This window comes from Shewanella marinintestina (assembly GCF_023283845.1).
In the GTDB taxonomy this organism is placed as follows: domain Bacteria; phylum Pseudomonadota; class Gammaproteobacteria; order Enterobacterales; family Shewanellaceae; genus Shewanella; species Shewanella marinintestina.
The window spans coordinates 54,974-80,704 of sequence record NZ_JAKILC010000001.1 but is presented as its reverse complement, the minus strand read 5'-3'; the positions used below and the strand labels follow the sequence as shown (position 1 = coordinate 80,704).

At 41.4% G+C, this 25,731-nt stretch carries 20 protein-coding genes; 15 read left to right on the top strand and 5 right to left on the bottom strand.

The features are described from left to right. Positions 1–171: 171 nt before the first annotated feature. The 7 genes from L2747_RS00365 to L2747_RS00335 all read left to right on the top strand — a co-directional run bounded on the left by L2747_RS00365 (position 172) and on the right by L2747_RS00335 (position 4,774). Entirely contained in the window at positions 172–636 is a 465-nt protein-coding gene (locus L2747_RS00365) for a hypothetical protein (RefSeq protein ID WP_248997152.1), read from the top strand. 173 nt (positions 637–809) lie between these two features. Continuing rightward, a complete protein-coding gene (locus L2747_RS00360; RefSeq protein ID WP_248997151.1) occupies positions 810–1,046 on the top strand; it encodes a hypothetical protein in 237 nt (78 codons plus the stop codon). Between the two features lie 134 nt (positions 1,047–1,180). Further along, complete coding sequence (locus L2747_RS00355) at positions 1,181–2,473, top strand: tyrosine-type recombinase/integrase (RefSeq protein ID WP_248997150.1); 1,293 nt, start codon at positions 1,181–1,183, stop codon at positions 2,471–2,473. Positions 2,474–2,709: 236 nt separating this feature from the next. Beyond that, positions 2,710–2,988: a hypothetical protein gene (locus L2747_RS00350; protein WP_248997149.1), complete on the top strand. Its 279-nt coding sequence runs from the start codon at positions 2,710–2,712 to the stop codon at positions 2,986–2,988. Next, the gene (locus L2747_RS00345) at positions 2,982–3,131 is read left to right on the top strand and encodes a hypothetical protein (RefSeq protein WP_248997148.1); all 150 of its coding nucleotides are present in this window, start codon (positions 2,982–2,984) and stop codon (positions 3,129–3,131) included. Before L2747_RS00350 ends, L2747_RS00345 begins: the two co-directional genes overlap by 7 nt. A gap of 49 nt (positions 3,132–3,180) precedes the next feature. Continuing rightward, positions 3,181–4,353 (top strand): YjcQ family protein, encoded by a 1,173-nt coding sequence (locus tag L2747_RS00340; protein ID WP_248997147.1) that lies wholly within the window; start codon positions 3,181–3,183, stop codon positions 4,351–4,353. A gap of 76 nt (positions 4,354–4,429) precedes the next feature. Continuing rightward, the gene (locus L2747_RS00335; RefSeq protein ID WP_283107127.1) at positions 4,430–4,774 is read left to right on the top strand and encodes a GNAT family N-acetyltransferase; all 345 of its coding nucleotides are present in this window, start codon (positions 4,430–4,432) and stop codon (positions 4,772–4,774) included. Positions 4,775–6,682: 1,908 nt separating this feature from the next. Here L2747_RS00335 and L2747_RS00330 read toward each other — a convergent pair. Both L2747_RS00330 and L2747_RS00325 read right to left on the bottom strand, forming a co-directional pair. Further along, positions 6,683–7,273 (bottom strand): hypothetical protein, encoded by a 591-nt coding sequence (locus tag L2747_RS00330; protein WP_248997146.1) that lies wholly within the window; start codon positions 7,271–7,273, stop codon positions 6,683–6,685. A 354-nt stretch (positions 7,274–7,627) separates the two neighbouring features. After that, positions 7,628–8,560: a PP2C family protein-serine/threonine phosphatase gene (locus L2747_RS00325; RefSeq protein WP_248997145.1), complete on the bottom strand. Its 933-nt coding sequence runs from the start codon at positions 8,558–8,560 to the stop codon at positions 7,628–7,630. Between the two features lie 337 nt (positions 8,561–8,897). Between L2747_RS00325 and L2747_RS00320 the strand changes: the two genes are divergently transcribed. The 5 genes from L2747_RS00320 (at position 8,898) to cmoM (ending at position 15,724) form a co-directional block, all read left to right on the top strand. Then, positions 8,898–10,043 carry an HlyD family secretion protein gene (locus L2747_RS00320; protein ID WP_248997144.1) on the top strand — a complete coding sequence of 382 codons (1,146 nt, stop codon included), beginning with the start codon at positions 8,898–8,900 and terminating at the stop codon, positions 10,041–10,043. A 7-nt stretch (positions 10,044–10,050) separates the two neighbouring features. Further along, the gene (locus L2747_RS00315) at positions 10,051–11,601 is read left to right on the top strand and encodes an MDR family MFS transporter (RefSeq protein ID WP_248997143.1); all 1,551 of its coding nucleotides are present in this window, start codon (positions 10,051–10,053) and stop codon (positions 11,599–11,601) included. A gap of 402 nt (positions 11,602–12,003) precedes the next feature. Further along, positions 12,004–13,269: a cytosine permease gene (gene codB, locus L2747_RS00310; protein ID WP_248997142.1), complete on the top strand. Its 1,266-nt coding sequence runs from the start codon at positions 12,004–12,006 to the stop codon at positions 13,267–13,269. Positions 13,270–13,279: 10 nt separating this feature from the next. Next, positions 13,280–14,569 (top strand): cytosine deaminase, encoded by a 1,290-nt coding sequence (locus L2747_RS00305; protein WP_248997141.1) that lies wholly within the window; start codon positions 13,280–13,282, stop codon positions 14,567–14,569. A gap of 354 nt (positions 14,570–14,923) precedes the next feature. Continuing rightward, positions 14,924–15,724, top strand: a complete 801-nt coding sequence (cmoM, locus tag L2747_RS00300; protein ID WP_248997140.1) for a tRNA uridine 5-oxyacetic acid(34) methyltransferase CmoM — start codon at positions 14,924–14,926, stop codon at positions 15,722–15,724. Between the two features lie 554 nt (positions 15,725–16,278). On the opposite strand, the gene L2747_RS00295 is transcribed toward cmoM, so the two are convergent. Then, positions 16,279–16,917 carry a protein-disulfide isomerase gene (locus tag L2747_RS00295; RefSeq protein WP_248997139.1) on the bottom strand — a complete coding sequence of 213 codons (639 nt, stop codon included), beginning with the start codon at positions 16,915–16,917 and terminating at the stop codon, positions 16,279–16,281. Between the two features lie 169 nt (positions 16,918–17,086). Next, the gene (locus L2747_RS00290) at positions 17,087–18,139 is read right to left on the bottom strand and encodes a Preprotein translocase subunit SecY (protein ID WP_248997138.1); all 1,053 of its coding nucleotides are present in this window, start codon (positions 18,137–18,139) and stop codon (positions 17,087–17,089) included. A gap of 469 nt (positions 18,140–18,608) precedes the next feature. On the opposite strand from L2747_RS00290, the gene L2747_RS00285 reads away from it, so the two are divergent. Both L2747_RS00285 and L2747_RS00280 read left to right on the top strand, forming a co-directional pair. Next, positions 18,609–20,969 carry a peptidase U32 family protein gene (locus L2747_RS00285; protein ID WP_248997137.1) on the top strand — a complete coding sequence of 787 codons (2,361 nt, stop codon included), beginning with the start codon at positions 18,609–18,611 and terminating at the stop codon, positions 20,967–20,969. 517 nt (positions 20,970–21,486) lie between these two features. Next, positions 21,487–23,874, top strand: a complete 2,388-nt coding sequence (locus tag L2747_RS00280) for an ATP-binding protein (RefSeq protein ID WP_248997136.1) — start codon at positions 21,487–21,489, stop codon at positions 23,872–23,874. Positions 23,875–23,953: 79 nt separating this feature from the next. Here L2747_RS00280 and L2747_RS00275 read toward each other — a convergent pair whose 3' ends face one another. Continuing rightward, complete coding sequence (locus L2747_RS00275) at positions 23,954–24,874, bottom strand: manganese-dependent inorganic pyrophosphatase (protein ID WP_248997135.1); 921 nt, start codon at positions 24,872–24,874, stop codon at positions 23,954–23,956. Between the two features lie 362 nt (positions 24,875–25,236). Between L2747_RS00275 and L2747_RS00270 the strand changes: the two genes are divergently transcribed. After that, complete coding sequence (locus L2747_RS00270) at positions 25,237–25,572, top strand: PBPRA1643 family SWIM/SEC-C metal-binding motif protein (protein ID WP_248997134.1); 336 nt, start codon at positions 25,237–25,239, stop codon at positions 25,570–25,572. Positions 25,573–25,731: the final 159 nt, after the last annotated feature.

Below are 25,731 nucleotides of genomic sequence, written 5' to 3'. Positions count from 1 at the left end.
AAACAATGGGGTTGTGTCAATGTGTAACCTTGCATTTCATGAAGTAACGCAAGGCAACGCAATGATACTTGAGCTATATCAAAAAAGATAGGAATTAAGGGGCTTGATAAGTTGATCTAGATCAAGGTACTCAATAGAATGTTACAGGAAATGATGAAAAGGTTAATTATCGTGCAAGTTCCTCACAAATCAGCAGTATTAACGGTTGGGCTCAGTTTCGTTTTAGCCACTTTCTTACTAGGATGTAAACCAAATCAAGAGCCCGCTGCTAGCTCAAGCCCTGCAGATACAAGTCTTTGCACTTTCAAAAGCGGGGCATGCATAAAAACTGTTGCTAATGTTGAAATCCAGTTAAGCTTAAACCCTTGGCACGCGCCGAGTGAGAAGCCTTTAACACTCATTGTAAATACCTCTAAACCGGTGGCAGATCTAAAAGTGAAATTACAAGGCCGAGACATGTTTATGGGGATTATCCCTGTAAATTTAGATCAAAGCTCAGAAACTGATTATAACGCTAATATAATCTACGGTTCTTGCAGCAGCGGTTATATGGTTTGGAGTGCTATTGTTAGTTTTAAAGTCGATGGAATTGAAAAGTTTACAACGTTTGATTTCTTAGCTGACAATCCTGGTTAAGCTATTTAGTGGCTGCAATATCGGCTTTATTTAGGTTGTTAATGCCGGCAAAGGGCATTGTTTGTATAAAGAACGCTCTGTTCTTCTGCAAATGACAAAACAGTTGTTGATAATCATTATCATTTGGGTATATTGGTGATAAGTATGTCTACTACAGTGAACTTGGAGGTATTATGACCACTCCAACCAGACAATTAAATATCAGTATATCTGAAGACAAAATCGCCCAACTCATTCAGCAAGGCGTACTTTGCGCTGCTGACTTCAAATGTTTAGATCGCGATACTAAAAAGGCCGTATGGCAACTTTGCCTATGGAGCTGTGAAAAGCGTATTCATTGCGACAAGCACTGCAAAGAACAATGTAATAGCCAGTGTGGTGATGTAATAGACGTCGTTAATTGGACATAACCGAGTATTTCTCGCTTTTAGAGGCTTATTTAGATTACTGATTAATCAAGTTCTCAAATGGGGTTAGTTAGCCATATCGTTTTACGAACATACTGATTAAGATAGCGTTATACCGATCTACTGTGACGCTACTTATGTTATTACCTCCCGTTATCCCTCTGTTTGACTCCATCGATTACATTCAGCTTGGTAATCCAATCGTCAACCAACACATCACCCAATTGAGTCTAGCCAAGCTAGGTGAAGCCGGTTTGGCATTTGAGCTGGCAACCGATTGGTTGTTCGAGCAGAAATACAATGAAAATAACTACAAGGCTTATCGCAGTGAATTAACCACGTTTTTACATTGGTGTTTTGATGTCGCCCAGCTCAACGTCAGCCAAATAGGTCGCAAAGAGATTGGCCTTTATGTTGATTATTGTCAGCATCCTCCACAAGAACTGGTCGGTTACTTTAATGTTGCTCAATTCAAGCAGGACAAACAATCAGGAGAACGCTCGCCTAATCCTGCGTGGCTGCCATTTCGCGGTAGTAAAACTGACGGCAAGACCAATCCTTATGTGCTCAGTGATAGTGCGCTTAAAACCAAAGTAGCGATCCTATCTAGCTTTTTCAGTTACCTGATGGGCGAAGATTACTGTGAGAAAAACCCAGCTCAAATGTGGCTTAATAAGAGCCGATTCTCTTCAAGTAGAAAATATCGCTTAAATAACGACGATGACAATCAACTGGCATTCACTGAGCTGCAATGGTCTTACATTGTCGCAACTGTAGAAAAACTGGCTAAAGAACAACCAGAACTTCATCAGCGTTCTTTGTTTTTAATTAAGCTTATTTATTCTTGTTATCTGCGAGTATCGGAAGTATCTGCAAGGGCGGGATATTCACCCGTGATGAGTCAGTTTAAGCATAATAATCAAACTGGCATTTGGCGATTCCATATCCCAAAAAGTAAAGGTGGTAAAAGCCGCAGCGTGGCGATCTCAAAAGCATTATTAGCAGCGTTAGTTGATTACCGACGTTACTTAAAGCTAAGTGATTATCCAACTGCGACTGAGCAGCATCCATTAATCGTCAGGCAAAAAGCCGCAGGGCGAGGGCGCGACGCCGGTATGATTAATGCGAACCTGGGAATACGTCAAATTCGTGAAGAAGTCGATAAGATCATCGAAATCGCAGCAAACAGCATCGAACGTGACGGTTTTGTAAGTGATGCGGAACAAATGCGTAGTCTAAGTATTCATAATATTCGCCATACAGGCATCACTCACGACATCAATATTAATGGCAGACCGCTCTCGCATGTCCAAGCCGATGCAGGCCATGAAAGTATCGATACCACCTCGCAATATTTGCACACCTCGCAAATTGAGCGCCATGAAAGTGCGCAGAATAAATCATTTGATAGATTGCAGGGGATTGAGTAAGAGTTGAAACTAAAGGTGTTAAAAAATCAGTGAACAATTGGCTACCTAAAAGGAAGCTTTGTTTTTGTGCTTTAGCAAGACGCCTAAATATATCCCTATAGGCCATTCTTTAAGGTATGAGCTAGGGTATGAGCTAAATCAATGACCGCCATGGATTGGTGGAAATCACAACAAATGTAGGGAACATTTGTGGCCTGATTTAGAAGCTTGCACAGCACTTCTAGCAAAGCTTTACTTTGACACTGTTAGCGGCGCACTATGAGCCGCCTTGTGCCAGTTTGTGTAATGCTGCAGTCGTAGCGGAACAAACCACCGATATAACTAGCCTCAGCAAAGCACCATACTGGTGGGGGCTACTTATCTGTAAAGGCCGCGCTCGTGGTCTATCGCCAATTTTCGCACTTACTCAACGACCAGCCGAATCTGACAAAACCAGCCATGCTGGTAGTAAAGAGTTAACGCCACACTGTTCAGAACGGGGCGACTCAAGCGAGCCGATGACCCCAAGATGGTAGCGAAAGAGATCGATGTGCATGTGTCAGAGATGACGGGTCTAAAGCCGTTGGACTTTGTTGAACGGGACGATGTGACGGGGAAAGTGAGCAAGGGGGAATCTAGGAGTTTAGCTACATTTTGTGACCTTTTCGATATATCATAATAGAGAGTAACTAACTGAGTTACATTTAGTTTATGAGAGAATGCTATTAATGGGAATCTTAGAGGTGTTAAGGTCGGCTGAAAAAAAGTACGCGTTATCTGCTTTTGGCCTTATTCTTGGCGTAGTAGTTGCTGTAATTACATTTTATTTTCAATTTAGAGATAACAATCCAAGAATAGACTTTGTGATTCAATCTGAAATATCTGTTTTTGATATTAAGGAAGACATAGGTAACTTGGATGTGATTTACAATGGGAATAGCTTAAAGCAGAATAATCAAGAGCTGAAAGCTATAAATGTTCAAATCATAAACAATGGTTCTTCAGGCATTTTGGCTATGCATTATGATGATAACTACCTTGTTGGATTAAAAATTAAAAATGGTGAGGTGACAAGCAAACCGTCAGTAACAGCAGCTAGTAACAATTACCTTGAGACAAATTCAACGTTAACTCAAATCGTAGACGGATTGTTGTTACCAAAGCTGATTTTTGAGCCGGGCGAGTTTATAGAAATCAAAATACTAGTGCTTCACTCAAAAGGTGTTCAACCAGAAATCATTCCATATGGAAAGATTGCGGGCATGACAGATGATTTTAAAGTCATTAGCCGAGAGAAAATTAACAATAATGGTTTTGATTTGCTGAATGGCATTCCTACAGAACAGGCTACTAACTTAGTATTAAAAGTGATTTCGATAACACTGCTTGCAATTTCACTTTTAGTTAAAATAGGTACTATTCTTTACGAGTTAGTTAAGAAGCAAAGAAGAAAAAGCATCCTAAACAGCTACTTAAGCTCTGGCTTAATTCGGATTTCAAAGTTAGATAGAGAATTGTTAGGTTACTATGTTAAATTTGGTGAATATTTCTCCTACGATGTGTTCACTATGCTCGTAAATCCAAGAGAACTAATGTTAGTGTTAAGTAAAATTGATTTGAACGAAAAGTTCAATCCCAAAAAACTCTCTGAATTTAAAACTGATGGAATGCTTCTTTGGTTTATTGAGAATGGTTTTATATCAATAGAGGATAATAACATTGCAGTTAATTCTGAACTTACAGAAGTTTTTATAGAGTTTAATAGATATCTTTACACCAGCAATAAAATGAAGCTAGGGAAACGCTACTTTGCTAGCAAGCAAGATGAAGCAGACGAAGCTGACGAAAACTTAGTATACGAAAAATATAAGAATGTAAAATTTTCTTTAGCTAAAGTCTAAAAAATATAACCAAAACCGTACCCGTTAACGGGTACAGTTTGTTTGTGTCTAAAACTAAGGCTGGCGACGTCTTTGGCTGGCATTCGATGGTAACAAAAAGATAGTAGGGCACATCGATATTCGAGCGCATACAGAAAACCATACTAAACACAGGGTATTACTGGGAATAGGTGTCGACCGTTCAGTTCGAAAACAAGGGCTCGGCAAGCAATTAATCAATAAAATGCTTGAGTGGGTGGCAGATCAACCTGTAATCGAGTTTGTTGATCTTTGGGTGCTTTCAAATAATCTAGCCGCGCAAAAACTGTATATCAGCACCGGGTTTGAAAAGTGCGGTGAGATAAAAGACATGTTTAAAATAGACGGTAAGTCTTTATCTTATACTGTTATGTCCCGAGCTACTGCACCAGATAAATGCTAATAAATGGCGACTAAAAAGAGTAGGGAACAGAAAGGTTGTCTAGGTGGTTATGATGAGTAAAGAGCAACATTAAAACTATCAACACATGCTTACAATACACACTGATTAATACAAGGCGAGCAGGGGGGGCTGGCAGCCCCGAAACCTAGTGTATGGACCTGATAGTTATCGTTCATAATGAACGATATATTACGATTGGAACAAACAAAACCTATACCTTTTATGCGTACGGAACATGCTGTTTATGTAGGAATCTTTAGGATAGTTAAAATTCAGCATCAGCTCCTATTTTCGAATTAACTATCTGAATTTGACTCTTTTCGATACTCTACATCTTCGTCTAAGCAAGTAGCTAAATATATAAACTCAGTTTGTTGCTGCATAGATTGCTACTGGCTTTGAACTTGGTTTTGCCTTCGGTCTGGCTATGGTTTTTCAGAAACCAGTTAATGCCGATAAGTGACATTATCGGCAATTGCCTAAAAAGGGCTTTTGCTAGCACGCATACTTAATTATTATTGCATCTTCGTTCATGTCACCAGACCGTTTAATGTCTTTTTTATTATGTAGTTATGCTGCTTATCGTACAACATAGCGAACTTTGCTGCATGCGAAGACCCATATCGAATCGATTTAAATTAGCTGTCGAGTGTTGTTAAATCCATCCTAGGCTTTTGCTGCTAAAACAGGACTTAATCCTAATAGGAACGGCGCTAACCATGCCTTCAGTTATCGCTATACATTATTGCAATCTAGCCTTGATAACTTAAATGGCTTAGTTAGGTTTATGCTGGTTTAAGTCTTAATAGAGTTTTATATTGGCCGGGCTCATACTCGGATTAGGACTTGGACTAACACTTAGAACGAGCTAAGCACAAAGTCGTCTCTAGTTATTGAGATTAAAAGCTTGGTGAGTAAATTGAGTGAATTACAACTCTAGTTATCTAGCTCAAGTTTTCAAGCAAAAAGTCATAGTCATAGTTATATTGCTGACAAAATATGATTCCAAGCCGATGCAGAGTAAATAATTACCGCGCGCTGTGTGGCTGCTTTTAAACTTTGCCTAGCTCAGCTCACCAGATTTTACGTAGCGCACAGTTAAATTTAGGATTTAATCGCTGTTTTTAGCGCTAATAAACAAATGATTGTTTATTTCTAGTTAGCAGTTCAAAACTGGCAGGAAAACAAAGCTCGCCATTTCATTAGGTTCCGTCATTTTACGATGGGCCTATTGCAGACAAATGCAGGCTTGGAGCTGACTGCGCCCGCGAATATTTGCTTAGCCAATAATTATGTAACTAAAACTGCGGTCGACTTGGCGAGAGATTTGTTTGGGTGTACAACGCAAACTGAAATCATGTTTACATATATAGTGGCATAACGGTGACTGAGATTTTCAAATTGGATGACAGTTGCCATTAATAAAGGGAAGCAACAAAAATTTAGGCTATAAGATTAACGGCTTCGTTAGGATTGACGAATTATTAACTCAATGAGGTGTAATAACTGGACATTTACCAAACCTAGTGAGAATCAATCAAAGCGTCAAAAGCCTACAAAAGAAGTTATCAGTACCACTAATCGATGACTCAGGTATCATTACACAACTGTGCGCACAATGTATATTATGTTAAATTGGGTTTGTGATTATCTATAGTATATCGAATGACGCCGCCTATTCTGTTCGAATAACATAGTCTCGGTAACTCTAGATGCTAATTGGTCATTGCTGTTTAAAAGCAATTGTTGACCATATAGATAAGCCTTTTGATAGCAAGTTCTTAGACATTCTAATGGTTACTTTTTGTTATTCTAAAACACTCTTACCACAACAGCGGCATTCGGGATCAAGCTCTGGCGGCATGACAATAATTAATCCGCAATGTGGACAAAAATCGCCTTGGCTAATCATCGGCTGTAACTCCCATCGAATAACGACACTGTCATTCTTTGTTTGTTGTTAAGCATGAGTGTCGCCACGATTTCATTCAATCCTACGAGTTGCCAGCCTAGGTTTATCGCTTTAGATACTGTGATAAAAGCTGGTTTTGATTTGGTGAGTGTTTTCAATGCTGCCTCGGTATCAAAACAAACTTTTTCAACCTTTACTGGCTCACATAGATCGACTGCCATTGTCCATTTTTGCGAGTCATTGTCGAATTGAAGATCTGTTAGTTTAAAAACCTGATGAGAATTGAGTTGCATAATATTCCATTTATCTTCATCGACCAGTTTGCCACACGATATCATTACACCAAACGTTGCAACTCCGCTTTGAACCAGCTCAAGGTCATTTTTACGTGCAGTCCAATTATGGTTTATATGGCCAGCTTTCGTGTGATATGGTGTTTCAGAATGCACTTCAGCACGTCCATGGCAAATTTCTTCCTGCCAAATCGTTAAACACATAGCATTTCTTGCCGGCACAAAGCATCCCCAGGAGTATTGGTTAGGCAGTTTTTGTCCAAGCACTTTTTCAAAGAACTCGTTAATACCCAAAATATATTACCCCAATAGATTGATTGAGTAATACTTTAGCATTGTAACTATACACGTGTATAGCTGATTCAGCGTGCATTGTGAGAAGCAATGTTATTTGAGCAATTGCCATCCATTTTTCGGTGTTTATTAAACGCTGATTTGATATGTTATTCAGAGTGGGAGTCTTGTGGGATACGAATAACTACTTGAATTTATTGCAACATAGTTATTAACCATGACACCAATGGCCATGATTTTTTTATCGAGTTAAGTGCGCTGCTTTGATCTAAATTATCTTGTAATTTTACTGATCACCGAACGGCTTTAAACCGCTCACTTTCATTTAAGTGAGCGGTTTAAAGAAATGACGTCTTAAGCTCTAATAATTGGATCTAAGGTATCTAATGCGGTAACGCCAATAAAGTGAATCTCACCAAACGCGTCGGTTAGCTTAACTGTGCCAATCGGGATTGCTGTTTCGTCAGTATTGGCGAATATCTTAAGTACATCATTAGCGATTAATATCGAGGTATTATCAAAGGCGCCGCACCATTTAGAGACATCAATCATTCTTTTGCAAAGCTCTGCTGCTGATGTTCGCTGATTGAGGATCTGTTTAAAGGTACTGTCCTCAATGTAATGCGCACCATCAGAGGTTAAAATAAGACGTTTGATTTGGCGGATCTTAGGAAACGTAACCAGTTGCGGCTTGATGTCAGGCCCAACGCCAACAAATTGCAATAAGCCTTTGCTTAAATGCACGCCGGCGGCATCAGCATTTTGCCCTGCAAAGGTGTCATCTTTTGAATACTGTTTAATTCCATGGGCTAAATTGGCATAGATTCGGCTATCACCAACATTGATTGCCTCAAACTGGCCATCGCTATCAAAAATAAACGCCGATAACGTTGCGCCACCATTACCGTTATAAAGAGTGTAAACGTCATTATTGGCGTCTTCGACTGCAGTAATTAAGCGCTGGCCAATAGGCATTAATTGGTTTTTGATACAACTACTTAAAAATGTGGCAATACTGAGGCTTGCGCAGTTCGCGCCTGATGCCATTCCACCCATGCCGTCGCACAATACACCTATGATAAACGACGTTGACGCAGAAACTTGGACTTGCACACATACAACCCTGTCTTGATTTTCAGGTCTAATATTACCGATATCAGATGCCATGGCGACCGATGCGTTGAGTAACTCGCGTACTGCGCCATTGTCAATGGGCCTATTTAACCAAAGCTGGATATGTTCTTTTAAAGCTTCTTGTTGCATAACGGTTTCTTCGATTTTTTGCATGTGAGTCGTTGATGGTTTCAATATAACGTAAGCAAGGTCGTTATGGTATCAGTCTAGGCTAAAAAGCTATTCAAACTGCAAACGTCCGAGACTGAGGTCAATTAGACGCTTAACTGAGCTTTTTCGTTGAGTCTATAACTCAGGAAACTGATACCGGCGCCCTCCTCCTTTAGTCGATTTATTAGGCATTTATATAGTTACAGTCACAATCATGGTCTAGTCTTTATTGCAGGCTAAGTTTGCGCTAATGGATATGTTGAAGGCGTTAAATGTGTCCTGCTTGTATATGCTGAGCTAGAGAAGCTCAGGTATTTGTTCATTACCTAGGTTTACCCTTATGAGTGATAATCCAAAGCAATCGCATCTAATGCGAAACCTTTTCATCGCACTGAGTTTATTGGTTTTAGTCTTTTGCTTGAGTTACTTCTATATTCAGCATCAAAAAAATTACCCAAGCACCGATGACGCTTATGTGCACGCCAATATTATATATATTGCACCGCAGGTAAACGGCAAGGTTATCAGCGTGAACGCCTCAGATTATCAAACCGTTAGTAAAGGCGACTTGCTGGTACAAATCGACCCCGCCCCTTTTCAGGCAAAGCTAGATGAAGCGCGCGCAGCCTATTCTATGGCGCTACAAAATAATGCAGCTTCTGGCGATGCGATATTAGCGGCAAGCGCAAATGTAAGAAGTGCGGTAGCTCAACTTAATGACGCCCAGGCGACTTATCAGCGGATTAAACAATTGGTAGCGCAAGCATTACTGCCAGCACAAGATCTAGATGATGCCCGTGCAAAACAGGCAACAGCCGAAGAAAATGTGATCGCAGCGCGAGCAACGATGTCGCAATTAATAAAAGCTCAAGGGGCACAAGGAGACGACGCGCCTGAAGTTAAAAAAGCCGCTGCAACTCTAAGCCAGGCAAGCTTGTCGTTATCTTACACGAACATTTTTGCCGCCCATAACGGCAAGCTGGGTAAACTAGCGGTTCATGCTGGTAGTGTTGTATCGCCCGGACAAGCATTAGTGCCATTAGTTGTCGACAACACTTTTTGGGTACAAGCAAACTTTAAGGAAACTCAACTTGAGCGACTTAAAACGGGTTTAGCTGCCAGCATTACCTTAGATCTGTATCCTAAGGTCGATTATAGCGGTCATATTGAAGCTATTTCTCCTGCAAGTGGCTCGTCTTTTTCTTTATTACCGCCAGAAAATGCAACCGGTAATTGGGTTAAAGTGCCGCAGCGCTTTCCTGTATTAATCCGTTTAATCAACGAACATGAACACCCCGACTTTCCCCTGCGTGTTGGCGCGAGTGCCGATGTGACAATTGATACGGTCTCGCCCATTGCTACAGCGAACAGCAACACAAGTAACCTTAGCAACATAGATGCGAAAGTCGTCAGAAATGATAATGTTGAAAACCGGGATTTAACTAAAACCAGCAAAACAAACAATTCAGTAGACCTTGTAGAGTAGCAACGCAATGGCTATAGAATCGCAAGGAGCAGTCAGTGCTAAATCTGATAATACGGCTGAAGAAAGTCAGGTTTTAAGTGAAGGCAGCCGTAAATTGGTGACTTTGGCTGTAATGCTGTCTGCAATTATGGTACTGCTTGATATGACCATTGCCAATGTGGCGTTACCTCACATGATGGGCGCTTTGGGAGTCACATCAGATCAGGTCACTTGGGTACTGACATCTTATTCAATGGCGGAGGCCATATTTATCCCACTTGCGAGCTTTCTCGCGCTTAAATTTGGTATTCGTCAGTTACTACTTTTATCGGTTAGCGGTTTTATTGTGAGTTCAGCGCTGTGCGGTCAAGCCGATACGATTGCCGAAATGGTGACATTTAGGGTCATGCAAGGTGCGTTTGGTGCATCGGTGATCCCACTGTCACAGTCAATCATGGTGCAGATTTACCCCGCTGCCGAGCGTGGTAAGGCGATGGCACTGTTTAGTGTTGGCGTGTTACTGGGGCCTATTCTTGGGCCAACACTTGGCGGCATCATTACTGAGAACATGGACTGGCGCTGGATTTTTTACGTTAACCTCCCCATAGGCGCAGTGTGCCTGAGTTTGATTTATCTGTTTGTAAAGCTAAACGGCAAAGGTAAGCCCAAAATTGATTGGCCCATCGTAATAGCGATGACCATAGGAATTGGTTTACTGCAAATGGTGCTAGATCGCGGTAACGATGAATCTTGGTTTGAATCAAACACCATTTTGTTGTCAGCGATTATTAGTGTAATCGCAATTATATTTTTCGTTGCGCGTTCGTTTATTACCAAAAGCGATATTGCGCCAGTTTGGTTATTACGAGACAGAAACCTAGCCATGTCTTGCCTGGTGATGGCTGGCTTCTCTATGGGGATGTTCGGCATTACCCAATTACAGCCAATGATGTTAGAGCAGTTATTAAACTATCCAGTCGATACCACAGGCTTTGCAATGGCGCCCCGCGGGTTAACCTCCGCTTTTGTGTTGATTGCTATGGCCAGTTATATGGATAAGGTCGATGCAAGACTATTAATTGTTATAGGACTGAGTTTAAATGCATTTGGTACTTACTTAATGACCCAATATTCGCTGGAGATTAATATTTACTGGGTGCTATTGCCGAGTATTGTTCAAGGTGCGGGTATGGGATTAGTGTTCGCGCCTTTAAGCCAATTGGCTTACGCCAGTTTATCGCCTAAAGATACCGTAGGCGGCGCGGTGGTGTTTAACTTGTGCCGCACCATAGGAGGCTCTTTTGGTATTTCAATCGTCAATACTTATTTTACGCGAATAAAGCAGCAAGAATGGAATCAACTTGGTGGCGCGTTGTCTCCGAGTAATCCTGTTTTGCAAAATGCAGCCCATCAGCAAGGCGTTAGCATCACCGATCCGGGTTTTATCGCTCAACTGCAAAATATGTTATTGCAGCAATCCACCCTTTTAGCATTTGTGTATACCTTTGGCTTTCTATTAGTGTCTTACTTATGCTTAATTCCGCTGCTTGCCTTTTTTAAGCCCAAAGCAAAAGCGTAATAATATAGTCGCTACCTCCCTGCTGTTAATTTAATCGGTTAATCTTCTCGTTTAACCAAGATAATGATCTGTACTGCACTTAAAAGTATGACTAGGCCAGCTTGATACCTTTAGTTACACCTGTGTGAGCCGTGGGTTTTGAAGCGAAAAAAGCTAACATTTTTACATTGGTTGCGTCCCATTTAGTAATGCACAGCAACCTTGCGGCGTCCTTGTGTTTACGTTGCTGTTACGTATATCTTTATTTAGTAAATTAGCATGTTTATTTGCTTGACTCGTTTTTGATTATGACTAAACTACGCGCCGTTTGCCTGACGTGTAACTGCTGTAGCCCAGTATTGCTGGCGTTTTTGCATTGTTAGGTAAGCCGTGTATTTTCTTTATTTAATCCAAGGACAATAAATGGCAAGCGATAATAATTATAGTTTAAGCCCGGTACCTATTTCAGCGCGTAAAGGCGTTCTTTCCCTAACGATGGTGATGTTGGGACTCACTTTTTTTTCAGCAAGTATGTGGACCGGAGGAACGCTCGGCACTGGCCTCTCCTTTAATGATTTTGTTCTCGCAGTTCTCATTGGTAATTTAATTCTCGGTATCTATACTTCATTTCTTGGTTATATTGGCGCTCAAACAGGGCTTTCAACCCACCTCCTCGCTCGTTACTCTTTCGGTTTAAAAGGTTCTTGGTTACCCTCGCTACTTCTTGGTGGCACTCAAGTTGGTTGGTTTGGTGTTGGCGTGGCAATGTTTGCTATCCCAGTTCAAAAAGCCACTGGCATCGATACTAACCTCCTCATTATCATCTCTGGTCTACTCATGACCTTCACTGTTTACTTCGGCATTGGCGCTATCATGATCTTATCTGCCATTGCTGTTCCTGCTATTGCGCTATTCGGTGGTTTCTCAGTTATTCAAGCGGTAGAGACCATGGGCGGGATGCAAGGCCTAATGGCGGTTGAGCCAGAGAACCCAATCGATTTTAATATGGCGTTAGTGCTAGTTGTCGGTTCATTTATCTCTGCTGGTACGTTAACGGCTGATTTTGTCCGCTTCGGTAAAAACCCTAAGACGGCAGTGTTTGTTACCATGTTTGCCTTCTTCGTGGGTAATTCACTAATGTTTATCTTCGGCGCGGCTGGCGCTGCGGCAACAGGGCAAGCAGATATCTCAGAGGTGATGATTGCACAAGGGCTATTGATCCCAGCGATTATTATCTTAGGCTTGAATATTTGGACGACAAACGACAATGCGCTTTATGCCTCTGGTCTGGGTTTTTCAAATATCACCGGTTTACCAAGCAAATACTTATCGATATTTAACGGCATAATCGGCACCTTGTGCGCGCTATGGTTATATAATAACTTCGTTGGCTGGTTAACTTTCCTGTCGGCTGCCATTCCGCCGATTGGTGGCATTATTATCGCCGACTACCTACGTAATCGTGAAAAATACAAAGACTTCGCCAATGCTAAATTTACCACCGTTAACTGGGCGGCAATTAGCGGGGTTATGTTTGGTGTGTTCGCTGGCCACTTATTACCAGGCATCGTACCTATCAATGCGGTTCTTGCTGGCGCCATTAGTTACTTATTATTAGATGAAGTGCAAAAGCAGTTATCTAAACGCAAATTAGTTAAATCAGATTGTACAAATGCAACCAATGCATAAGGAAAACACCATGTCATCAGCAAGTATGTTGATTAAGAATGTAACGCTAAAAGGCCATGCTGGCCTACAACAATTGCTGATTGAAAACGGCAAGTTCAAAGCAATTAGCCCTATGACTGAAGCGCTGCAATACGATGCTTCGACTCAAGTTATTGATGGCGAAGGCGGCATGGCTGTGCCACCATTTTGTGAGCCGCATGTTCATTTAGATACCACCCAAACTGCGGGCGAGCCAAGCTGGAATATTTCAGGCACCCTGTTTGAAGGTATTGAACGTTGGTCTGAGCGTAAATCGATGCTATCGATTGAAGATGTAAAATCGCGCGCTAAGCAAACCTTAAAGTGGCAGATTGCTAACGGTATTCAACACGTTCGTACTCATGTTGACGTGTCTGATCCGACTCTTATTGCACTTAAAGCCATGCTTGAAGTAAAAGAAGAGATGAAAGGCTGGGTAGATATCCAGATTGTGGCTTTCCCACAAGAAGGTATTTTGTCTTACCCGAACGGTAAAGAGTTACTTGAAGAAGCGGTAAAGCTAGGCGCAGATGTAATTGGCGCGATTCCGCACTTTGAATTTACCCGTGAATACGGTGTAGAGTCGCTACATTATGTGTTTGAACTTGCGCGTAAGTATGACCGATTAATCGACGTTCACTGTGATGAAATTGATGACGAGCAGTCACGCTTTGTTGAAACCGTTGCAGCCCTTGCCCACAAATATGAAATGGGCGAGCGCGTAACCGCAAGCCACACAACAGCAATGCATTCATACAATGGCGCGTATGCCTCGCGTTTATTCCGCTTGCTTGGCATGTCAGGTATTAACTTTGTTGCTAACCCACTGGTTAACATCCATCTGCAAGGCCGCTTCGATGACTATCCAAAGCGCCGTGGTATTACCCGCGTAAAAGAGTTGTTAGCAGCCGACATTAACGTCTGTTTTGGTCACGATGATATTTTCGACCCTTGGTATCCACTGGGTACTGCTAACATGCTGCAAGTGTTGCATATGGGGTTACATGTTTGCCAAATCATGGGGTACGATCAAATCAACAACTCGCTTGAGCTGATCACTAACAAGTCTGCTCGCACCCTTAATATCCAAGATAACTACGGTATCGAATTGGGTAAGCCGGGTAACTTGCTGATCTTACCTGCAGATAATGGCTTTGATGCGCTGCGTCGTCAGGTGCCTGTCCGTTATTCAGTTCGCCAAGGTAAGGTGTTAGCCGAGACGCAAATTGCACAAACCCAAATTCATCTTAACGAAGTCGAAGCTGTGACTTTCCGTCGTTAGGCTATACGTTAATGCAGTGTGATAAAAACGGTTAAGTGATGTTCACTTAGCCGTTTTTTTATTTGTTGCTTTCAACAGAACACATGTCCGTCACGCATATTTATGTGTGAGTTATGCAAAAATAAAAATATAACCCCGGGGAAATTTGAGACTTCTATTCAAAATCAAGCATAAGTAACGCTAAGGCGAAAACCGTGCAACCTCATTGAATAACCGTTTTAGCGCTAAAAGCCCCAATTAAACTTAGGCTACTTTATCTTGGTATCACTTTTACTTACGACAAAATTTTATTTTATTGTCTTGCTGTGAGAGAATCCGCGCCCTATCAAATTAGCCTGAAAACGTAACACTGCAGTGATTAAACAAGACAGAAACTTTGACGACTTAGCCCATAAATTTGCCGCCAGTATTTATGGCACCGCAAAAGGTGAAATAAGACAAACAGTAGTTTGGCAAGATATTGAGCAAATTTTACTAGCGTTAGGTGTGCCCGTTGGCAATATTGAGCAATCTAGTGCTCTATCTGTATTAGACGCCGGTGGCGGGCTGGCGCAGCTGTCACAGAAAATTGCAGCGTTAGGCCACAATGTTAGCCTGTGCGATCTTTCCAGCGAGATGCTGGCACTTGCTAAGCAAGATATCACTGACAATCAATTAATCGATAACTACCGTTTTATTCATAGCCCTGTGCAGCAGGTTGCTGAGCATCTTTCTGCACCTGTCGATTTAATCTTGTTTCATGCGGTGATGGAATGGCTTGCCGACCCTATTGGCGCATTAGCTACATTAACTGAGCAAGTTAAAGTTGGCGGGATCATTTCGGTGATGTTCTACAACTACAACGGTCTTTTGTTTAAAAACCTGATTTGTGGCAACTTGAATCATATTGAACAAGGCATGCCGCACCGTAAGCGTTTTAAGCTACAACCACAACAAGGGATCGCGCCAGAATCTGTATATCAGTGTTTAGAGCAAGCAGGTTTTGAGATCTTGGGCAAAACGGGTGTTAGAACTTTCCATGATTACATGCAAAATCATGATATGGGCGATTTTACCTTTGAGCAGATTGTCGCGATGGAGCAAAAACTGTGTCGTCAGGAGCCGTTTTTGTCGTTAGGGCGATACATTCACGTTTATGCTCGAAAAAAGCCGTAATGGCTTCAATTTTGTGAGCTAAGCCACTCTTTTTAGCGTAAATATTAGCCGATTTAATCTGAAGTTAACCTTGGCTTGCTATGCTCTATTTTGTTAACCATGCAGGCTAAAGAGATTAATGGTTCAAGCCTCAATGCTGGTATTACAAAATGATGATTTGAAAGAGGTAGCTTTTCTTAATCAACATTGAAGTAGTAACTGATAGTTAAGGGTGGTTGACGTTAAATACGCTAGTTTAAAGGGTAACGACTACTTTAGCAGTACCGGCTCAACATGGCCCTAGTGACTAGCTCGTGATAGTGATTTACTACGGAGTAACTGTATGATGCTAGATACCCTGTTAGTGTTTAAGTGGCTTGGATTAGTTGTATTTTATATTGCGTTAGTTCGGCTTTGTTATACCAATTAATGCATGTACTTCAAACTGAGATAGATGCTGCTAAATGGCTGACCATTTACTTTAGTTTACCTGAAGGCAGTTAAGAGAGGTTTGAGAGTCAAATAAACCGTTAAACAAAGGTTGTCGTTGACTCTCTATACGCTATCACTATAAACTAGCCTTCAAGTGCAGCTAGCTCAGCACGCACTGCTTCTACTACTGCTTTAGGCTCAGATAGATAGAGTGAGTGGTCAATAAAGATGGCTTCATCACCTTGGGTCATGACTAGTACTGGGAACGCAGCAGTTCCAATTGCCTCGCCAATTTCAGCAATACCCGCTAATACACTTTCCGCTTCGTGGCTGATCGCATCCTTAAAGACTTTGTTCGACGGTGACAACTTATATTGATTGATGAGCTTGTCGAAGTCTTCACGAGTGTTAAATGGGTTTGCTTCAACAAAATGTTGCTGCTGAATCATTTGCAGTAACTCAAATTCTTTATCAGCCTGTTTAGATTGCGCCCAAGACATAAAGTTTGCCACTTTAATTGAGTTAGCTTTATGATTGGCTTGCTTGAAAGCATCTGAGAACTCTACTGAACTAAGTGCACTAACCTGCTCTATTTGCTTAGGCTTTGGCGCATTCTTACCATTGAAATAGGCACAATGTAGCAAGTGAGTTTCTGAATAGTCGAAAGCTTGCAGGAGTTCTGCAACCACTGGTGTGGTTGCGTAGCTCCACGGGCAGTGTGAATCATAGATAAAATAAAGCGTTAAAGGTTCATTATGTGTGTCTATCTGGTTGGCTGGCATTGTCTGTTATCTTGTTGATATTTTCGTTGGCCAGATCCTAAGGGCTTTAGGGATTTTATTCAAATAGCAATTTAACAGTAAAGCCCATATTTAGCGCAAAAAGTCATAAAAAAAGGAAGCCATTTACACTGGCTTCCGGTTAATGATGAACTTTTGTCTTTTAGGCTAATTAAGCGGCCTCTGGCTCATCACTCGATGCGTTTGTTACGCCATGCCATTGATAATGATTATTTGGTTTTTTACTGACTACGCCAGCGGCGAACATTTTTGCAAAAATCTCATCAACTTCTTCAGTGGTGATATTAAGATATTGACTTACCGCACGCTTGGTGCAGTTCACACGCTTCTCAGTAAGAACATCAATAACTTGCTCATACATACTTTTGGGCTCAGCTTCTGGTAACTGCTTAGGCTCAAAGTGTGGAATATACTCCGAATGCTCACTGTGTATACGACGGTATGCATCCAATGTAATGGGCTCCAACTGTTGCGATTGCTGCTTGAAACGCTGTCTAAATCGATTTTCTTCACCGATTAAACCAACAAAGAAAGCGGCAAAAAAGTCTAGAAGAATCGATAAAAATACCACTAAACCTAATTGGGCTGTTTCCGCTTTGATGTTAAGTGACTGCGCTAAACTGTCGATCAAGCCAACGATAGAACCTTGGCTAACAACAGGTACACTATCACGCTGCATCGCTAACTTCTGTTGTTGCTCACGCAATATATTGTTTTCTTTTTGAATGCGAGTTACGCCAGTAGCAATACGTTCCATTTGAATGTACTTTTCTGCCGCGACGTTATTTAGCTCAATCTGCTTGTCGATCGCAGCAATTTGCATGTTAAAGGCGTTTACCTTGCTTTGCTGTACTTGAACATGCTCTTGGGCTTTGTTGGTGGCACTATTAATGCCACCAATCGAGCCGCCGATAGAAATAGCCGCTAATACCGCATAAAAGCCTAGCGCCGAAAACATACCAAAGAAGTTTTTACGTGAATAACGCTCGCCTACTTCATACCAAGCAAAGAATTTGCCCAGTTCAAAAATAACCGCTAATCCACCAAACAATAACTGCATGACAGGGTCGTCATCAATCGATAGAAATAGTAATAATGAAAAGATGATTGAGGCTAAAATAGACGCGCCCGTGAAGCTGTATACGCTCCACATAGCAAACCTACCTTTTGGAAAACGTTCAGCGATATTTTGATTGTAAAACATAGTGGACTTCTAAGTGAAAACAGGTGGTATTCCGAGTAGTAATTACTTGAGAACAAGAACATTTAGCTTACACTAAACCAGACTAATACTCTTTAAAAAAACCTATAAGCAGGATCTTATGCGTATAAATTGTGCATGAATTGTATTAATGCTAAACAATTCTGCGTTAATGCTATATTTATCGCACCTTAGCGACATTTTGCCTGAGTTGGGTTTAAGACTTAGGCGGTTTTTATTTCTAAATGTATTCAAAAATGTATTCAAAAAACTAATCTATACCAAGACAGAAGTTAAGCGAGTGCTAAGCAAGCTATAGGATCGATATCATAGTTTAGAAAAATACATTTCACTGACATAGATATCCAGTCGCTCAGCTTTTACAATGACGCTGCATTTTCTGTCCAGAAATCCCCGCTTATCTCTGCACGTTATCGTTGGCATCAATAACGAGTTACATACTAGGAAAACCATGAAAAAACTTGAATTACTCGCACCAGGTGGTGACATTGAGTCAATTAAGGCCGCTATTGTGGCAGGCGCTGACGCTGTTTATTGTGGCTTAAACAGTTTTAATGCCCGTACGCGTGCAGAAAATTTAAGTTTTGACGATTTACATGGATTACTGCGTATTGCCCATAGTCATAATTGCCAACTGTTCTTAACGCTGAATATTATTGTATTAGAGCAAGAGCTACCAGCATTGCTTAAACTATTAAACCAATTGGTTAATACCGCTATTGATGGCGTGATAGTTCAAGATCTTGGTCTTTTCTATTTGTTAAAACATCACTATCCGACTCTCGACATTCATGCTTCCACGCAGGTGACAACCCATAATACTGCTCAGTTGCAGTTTTTAGGTGATCTTGGCGCGTCGCGCGCTAATTTATCGCGTGAATTAAGCCTTAATGAAATCAAACAGATGTCAGACAAAGCCCATGCAATAAACATGATGACTGAAGTGTTTGTGCACGGCTCAAACTGTATTGGTTTCTCTGGCCTTTGCTATTTCAGCTCAGCCCACGGAGGCAACTCAGGAAATCGTGGCCGCTGCAGCCAGCCTTGCCGTGACCAATACCAAACGACAGATGCGGGCGCTCAGTACCCGTTAAATCTCAAAGATAACTCAGCTTTTGCCGATCTTGATGCTCTTTACGCTGCAGGCGCAGACTCGTTAAAAGTCGAAGGCAGAATTAAGAAGTCGCATTATGTTTTTCGGGTAATCGAAACTTGGCGTAAACAGATAAGTCGTCTTGAGCAAAACTTAACAACAAGCTTGGATAAAACCCCTTTATATACGGTGTTTAATCGCGACTTTTCAAATGGCTACCTGCAAGGCGCTATCGGTAAAAGCATGTATATCGATAATCCTCGAGATAATGCGGTACAGCATTTTAGCCACATAGCATCACTAAAGCCGTTAGCGAATGAGAGCATCACAGTTGCCAAAGCACTTTATGACGAGAAAACCCAGATTATTACAACTGTTGGCGATAAAATTGCTAAATTGAATTTAGAAAAGCCTGTTATTAGCTTGTTTATTGCTGGCGATGCAAATCAGCTATTAACCATAAAAGTATTGGTTAATGAACATCAGTATCATCAGTTAACACCGGCTCAAAATCGTGAGTTTTCGGTAAGTTCGGCATCATGTTTAACTGAGTCAGATAAGTATGGCTTAACCCATGAGGAACTAGCTAAGCGCTTTCAAAGCTTTAGTAACGCAGAATACCAGCTGGGTCATATTTGCTTTGAAAACCTAGGCCAAGATCTGTTTGTACCTTTTAAAGACCTAACAGAGATGAAACGCCAGATAGTTATGGGCTTAAACCAAGGTCGACAAGCCGTTGAGCCAGTAACCTTACAACATATTCGTAGTCAGCTAATGCTAATTGATGCACGTACGGCGGAAGCTTCAAACCAATTAAACGCTAAGCCATTAGAGCAAGATAACCAAAGCACTGCGCTTTCGGTACTAATTGCCAGTCGCCGTGATTTAGCCCTATATAAACAGCTAAAACAGCAATGCTTAGAACAAGCTTCAAGTTCTGAAATAACGGCATACTATCTTGTGCCGGATGCTATTACAGCTGAGCAAGACAAACTTGCATGGTTGTTCGCAGAGGAGCCTGATCTTATTCCTTGGTTTGGCGCTGTGATAATGGAAAATGACTTAGCAGCCGCGAAAACGCTATTAAAGCAGATTAAGCCTAAGCGCATCGTCACCAATAATAGCGGTGTTGGCGTTATTGCCAATGAACTCAGCATTGCTTGGATTGCCGGCCCTTATTTAAATATCAGTAATTCGATAAGCTTGTATTGCTTGCAGCAACAGGGCTGTAGCGGCGCATTTTTATCGAATGAGCTTAATAAAAACCAGCTAAAGTCGATAAAGGCGCCGCATAATTTCAGTCTGCATTACAGTGTTTATCACCCCATCATGTTGATGAGCAGCCGCCAGTGCCTATTTATACAGTCCTCTGGTTGCGATAAATCAGTAATGGACGACGAATGCTTAACTGTGTGTAAAAAGTCGACATCAATTACAAACGTAAAAGGCGTTGATTTTGTTATTGATAAGAAACGTCGTGAGCATAATGCGCTTTATGGCAATCAGCATTTTTATAACCCTGCTATATTGACCGAACTTAGCGGCAAGTTTGACTCAGTACTATTTGATTTGCGTTCAATTGATACCGTTAGTCGCTGGAAAACAAGCGCATTGGCTGCGCTTATACAAGTTAATGAGCAACTTAACGGCGATCTAGCTAGTGATCTAGCAGAATTAATTACTGATACAACCCATGCTCAATACCTAAAAGGACTTTAACAAAAGGACTTAACTTTATTGGGGATCTCAATAGCTAATTTATCTCGGTAATGTACCTCGTTAAGTTAGCTATTTTCTGATTATTAAAGAATGCCGAGCAAATTTAACCTCGAGCTTAAATGGTAAACTCAACACCTCAAGCTTTACTGAACGCTTTTACAGTAACTCCTCTACATAACCTCAAACTTCTCGATATCTAGCTCGGCAATTATCTAGGCCAGCTAGCTAGGCTAATCAGCCATCTTTTTGTATTTTAAAGATTAAGCCGTTTGCTAAATCAGCTTTCTAAATGCGTTTGCAGCCAATCTTTGAAACTTGCTTGTATAAATTCAGAGCAAACTTAGTTTAATGACGATGCAAACTTAGCTGAATGACAATGAAATAGGCCTTTCGATTAATTTATCGGCAGTTAAGTGCTTTAATTGTTTAAATATTCCCCTTTTAGAAAAAAAATAGCGAAATCTTGCAGGTAACTGGTATAGAGTAAAATTATTGACAGTCATCAGGAGGATGCATTATGCCAATTAAACCTCTCAACAGCACCAAGCTGTACCGCGCATCAGCGCTTAAAAAACTATCTTCAGACTGTAAGTCAACTAAACACTTAGAACCGTTAGATGAAATCGTCGGTCAGGCTAGAGCGCAACAAGCGGTAGAGTTTGCCCTATCAATGAAAGAAAAAGGCTACAACATCTATGCCTTAGGCCGTAATGGCCTTGGAAAGCGCACTATGGTGCTGCGCCATCTAAATCGACAAGCGCCTAATGCTAATGGCCGCACGCTTTATGACTGGTGTTATGTAGTTAATTTTGATGATACCCGTAGCCCCAAAGTACTTAAGCTACCAGCTGGTATGGGATTAACCTTTAAAAAAGATATTGAAAAACTAATGGGCAAACTGCTTAAGTCGCTGCCATTAGCGTTCGATAACGAAATGTATTACACCCGCGCCGATAAGCTTAAGAACCAGCTTGCTGCTAAGCAAGAAGAAGCATTAGTGTTACTCACAGAAGAAGCCAAGCTAGATTGCATCGGCCTTTCCATCTCGCCACAAGGCAGTTATGAGCTCGTCGCCATGAATGGTGAAGAGCCGCACAGTGAAGAAAGCTACCTTGCATTATCTGCCAAAGAGCAAGATAAGATGCAGGCATCGATTTCTAAATTTGAGGCACAGCTTAGAGGTATAGTACGCCAAATTACGGTTTGGGAAGAAGAGTATGCTGAAAAGCAACAAAAGCATGATGAGCAAGTCGCAGACGGCGTGCTGGCGCATGTGCTTGACGCGCTAGTTGAACAATACAAAGAACATCCCAATGTTAAGGCGTACATTAAAGCCATGCATAAGGACATTCTGGATAACCTCGACATCTTTTTAGAAGAAAGTGAGGAGCAAGCTGCCCTTGCCTACGCTTCGATGAGTAAAAAGATGCCAAGACGTTATCAGATTAATGTCTTAGTTTCTCAAGCATCGCAAATGCAGCCAATCATTGTCGAAGAAACACCTAACTACCACACCATTTTCGGCTATGTTGAAAACGCCACTTATAAGGGCACAGTATTTACCGATTTTTCACTGATCCGCCCTGGTAGCTTACACAAAGCGAATGGTGGTGTATTAATGATTGATGCGGTTAAAGTGCTTGAGCACCCTTATGTATGGGATGGTTTAAAACGTGCGCTGCGCTCACGTAAATTAAGCCTGACTTCACTTGAACGTGAAGTGACGCTTTCAGGGACAATTTCGCTCGATCCTGAAGCGATTCCACTGGATGTAAAAATCATTTTGTTTGGTGACTTTGCCACTTATAAGTTGCTGCAACAGTACGACGCTGAGTTTACTGAGCTATTTAGAGTAACCGCCGATTTTGAAGATAGAATGCCAAGAACGGATAAATCTGAAACGCAATATGCCCAGTTTATCTCGAGCATCGTTCACAGCAATAAAATGCTGCATTGCGACAGAAAAGCGATAGCAAGGGTGATTGAGTTCAGTTCAAGACAGGCTGACGACCAGAATATGTTGTCGTTGCACTCAGTTGATATTGCTAATTTGCTTAGAGAGGCCAACTACTGCGCCCAAGCGGTGAATGCCAATATGATCCGTGTTAGCCATGTTGAACAAGCGTTGGCGAACAAAGAAAAGCGTATTTGCCGTGCTAAAGACGACTTTATGCAAAGCTTCGTTAACGGTACAACCTTAATGAGTACCGCTGGCACCACAGTTGGCCAGGTTAACGCGCTCTCTGTTATGTCGACAACAGATTATCAATTTGGCGCACCAAGTCGGATCACTGCCACAACCGCATTTGGCGAAGGCCGCGTATTTGATATTGAACGTAATGTCGAGCTTAGTGGTAGCATTCACTCTAAAGGTGTGATGATCCTAACCGCTTATATTGCATCTATTTTGGGTAAAACGGATAAGATCCCATTGTCTACTCACCTCACCTTTGAGCAATCTTATGGTGGTGTGGACGGTGATAGCGCCACGATGGCAGAACTTTGTGCCATGCTGTCGTCATTTGCCAATGTCGGTTTAAGACAAGATATTGCGATTACCGGCTCAATGAATCAATTTGGTGAAGCGCAACCAATTGGTGGCGTTAACGAGAAAATCGAAGGCTTCTTTGATGTGTGTAAAATCAAAGGTCGTAAAGATACTCAAGGCGTCATCATTCCGCAATCAAACGTACATAACTTAATGTTACGTCAAGATATTGTGGAAGCGGTTGAAAAAGGAAAGTTCCATATCTGGGCCATTAGCCATGTAGATCAAGCAATCGAACTGCTTACCGACACTAAAGTGGGTAATGTTAATGCTAAGGGGCAATACCCTAAAACCAGTATTCTTGGTTTGGCATATGCAAGGCTCAATAGTTTACGAAAGCAAGACAGTAAAGACTAGCGCTTTGATTACGTGTTAACGCATTAAACAAAAAGGCCGAACATGTGTTCGGCCTTTCTAATATGTGTTGTTTGCTTAATTAAGCGAAAACATCTTGTAGTGGTGGTACTACTTGCTTCTTACGGCTTAATACACCATCTAACCAAACTTTGTTGTTTTCTGACTTGCAGTTATAAGCAGATTCAACTTTTGCCAGGTCGTCACTGACGATTAGCATTTCTGAACCTTCTTTCATGATATCAGTCAGTAACAATAGTACGCTGTGACGGTTGCCTTCGGCTTTAAGTGCTGCGATATCAGCTTCTAGTTCAGCTTTAATATCGTCAAACACTGATAAATCGATAACTTCTAGCTGACCGATCCCGACAAGGTTACCGTTCATGTTGAAGTCTTTAAAGTCACGCATAACAAGATCACGTGCTGGTGTACCTTCAACTGCAGATTTTACTTTGAACATATCCATGCCCAACTCTTTGAAATCTGTAACGCCAGCGATTTTAGCTAGTGCTTCTACACACTTAATGTCAGCGGTAGTGCAAGTTGGTGACTTGAAGATAACCGTGTCGCTTAAAATAGCGCAAAGCATAATGCCTGCGATATTTTTTGGGATCTCAACATTGTAGAAATCGTACATCATCTTAATGACGGTGTTACTACAACCTACTGGGCGGATCCAGCACTCGAGTGGTGTTGAAGTTGTTAAGTCACCCAGTTTATGGTGATCAACAATACCAACAATCGTCGCTTCAGCGATGTCATCCGGTGCTTGAGTTAGCTCTGAGTGGTCAACGATATACACTTCTTCGCCAGCATAGCTAAGCTTAAGCTCAGGTGCGTCAAAACCAAATTTTTCTAGAATGAAAGCCGTTTCTGGTGAAATATCACCTAAACGCGTAGCAACTGACTCTTCACCGATCTGGTTTTTTAGGTGTGCAAGTGCGATAGCACCACAAATTGAATCTGAATCTGGGATTTTGTGGCCCACAACATAAACTGGCATAGTAAAGCTCTCCTTTAATTTGCGCCGATTTTATCAAAGTTTTAGCTGATGCGGAAATACCAAAACGTCTAAGATATCGCGCTAAGGCAATAAATTTAGCCTTATATGACTAAGTGGCAGCCGTTTCTTAGCCAGAAACCTAAAAAAGTGTATTACAGCACTGACTATTTAGACAGATTTGCTAAAAGTTGGTTCTGCAAAATATGTCCACCAGCTATAGCCGTAACTGGTAACGTTAAATCACAGAACGGCTAATTTTTGGCTTAAAAAAGGCGATAAATACCGACTTAAGTACCACTTGAACGGTTTTTATAGTATAAGCTTGCCTAAATTTATGTTTATCTACACTGAGCACCATAGCGATGTCTGACAAATTCTTTTTTAAAGGCCGTAAAACGCCAAAGCCTAAGCACGAAAGCTATGGTTACAATACAAAGCGTGAAATAAAAGTGGGCACGACTGAAAACCCGCTTCAACTTGTTGTGCAAACAGCAGAAAGAGAAGCTGAAGTGAACCAGTTACTTGCTGATAACCAGCTGGTGGGCGTGATTACTGTTGATGCTGACCAAGCTGAAAACATCGTGTTACTTGAAGGTTTATTAAATAAGCCTCAAACCACTCGATTTGAAAAAACACCAAACCGTAACGACCCATGTGTTTGCGGAAGCGGTAACAAATATAAGAAGTGCTGCGGATAACTTATTGTTTTAACGCAAAATTTATCAGCCCTAACTGAGTCATCGAAGTTAGGGCTTTTTTATTTGGGCGCCTTTAACAATGGTTGCCCTTTTACGTTTAAGGTCGTTTAGGCTGAAGTAATCAGTTCAAAACCTACAGATTGGCCAGCTTTAGGCTTG

Coding starts and splice junctions, on each gene's coding strand:
- L2747_RS00360 (WP_248997151.1), top strand. CDS start 810: ATGACCACTCCAACCAGACAATTAAATATCAGTATATCTGAAGACAAA.
- L2747_RS00355 (WP_248997150.1), top strand. CDS start 1,181: ATGTTATTACCTCCCGTTATCCCTCTGTTTGACTCCATCGATTACATT.
- L2747_RS00345 (WP_248997148.1), top strand. CDS start 2,982: ATGGTAGCGAAAGAGATCGATGTGCATGTGTCAGAGATGACGGGTCTA.
- L2747_RS00340 (WP_248997147.1), top strand. CDS start 3,181: ATGGGAATCTTAGAGGTGTTAAGGTCGGCTGAAAAAAAGTACGCGTTA.
- L2747_RS00325 (WP_248997145.1), bottom strand. CDS start 8,560: ATGCAAAAAATCGAAGAAACCGTTATGCAACAAGAAGCTTTAAAAGAA.
- L2747_RS00320 (WP_248997144.1), top strand. CDS start 8,898: ATGAGTGATAATCCAAAGCAATCGCATCTAATGCGAAACCTTTTCATC.
- L2747_RS00315 (WP_248997143.1), top strand. CDS start 10,051: ATGGCTATAGAATCGCAAGGAGCAGTCAGTGCTAAATCTGATAATACG.
- codB (WP_248997142.1), top strand. CDS start 12,004: ATGGCAAGCGATAATAATTATAGTTTAAGCCCGGTACCTATTTCAGCG.
- L2747_RS00305 (WP_248997141.1), top strand. CDS start 13,280: ATGTCATCAGCAAGTATGTTGATTAAGAATGTAACGCTAAAAGGCCAT.
- L2747_RS00295 (WP_248997139.1), bottom strand. CDS start 16,917: ATGCCAGCCAACCAGATAGACACACATAATGAACCTTTAACGCTTTAT.
- L2747_RS00290 (WP_248997138.1), bottom strand. CDS start 18,139: ATGTTTTACAATCAAAATATCGCTGAACGTTTTCCAAAAGGTAGGTTT.
- L2747_RS00285 (WP_248997137.1), top strand. CDS start 18,609: ATGAAAAAACTTGAATTACTCGCACCAGGTGGTGACATTGAGTCAATT.
- L2747_RS00280 (WP_248997136.1), top strand. CDS start 21,487: ATGCCAATTAAACCTCTCAACAGCACCAAGCTGTACCGCGCATCAGCG.
- L2747_RS00275 (WP_248997135.1), bottom strand. CDS start 24,874: ATGCCAGTTTATGTTGTGGGCCACAAAATCCCAGATTCAGATTCAATT.
- L2747_RS00270 (WP_248997134.1), top strand. CDS start 25,237: ATGTCTGACAAATTCTTTTTTAAAGGCCGTAAAACGCCAAAGCCTAAG.